The sequence below is a fragment of the Providencia sp. UF-183 genome, from assembly GCF_058246155.1.
The window spans coordinates 1-275 of record NZ_JBSICD010000091.1 but is presented as its reverse complement, the minus strand read 5'-3'; the positions used below and the strand labels follow the sequence as shown (position 1 = coordinate 275).

Sequence of the window (275 nt, the reverse complement as noted above, 5' to 3'; positions counted from 1 at the left end):
CAGCACCAGCAACCCGGCTTTCAGCAATCCTTCATGGCTCATGCGGTCGGACAGTTTTCCGAACGGATAGGCCGAGCAGGCGTAGACCAGATTCATGGCGACCATCACCAGCGGGATCAGCGCCAGCGGCGTGCCGCCCTGCTGCGCCTTCAACACCAGGAACGCTTCACTGAAGCGCGCCAGCGTGAAGATCGCGCCGATGCTCACCACCCACCAATAGCTGCGCCCCAGCAGCCGCAGGTTGGCGCGAGTGATCGGGTTGGTGCGCTTGTGGG

Annotated in this window: 1 pseudogene; it reads right to left on the bottom strand. The window is 63.6% G+C overall.

What is annotated here, in order from left to right:
- A pseudogene (locus tag AC4IFT_RS22485) lies at window positions 1–275 on the bottom strand (MFS transporter); the annotation flags it as partial.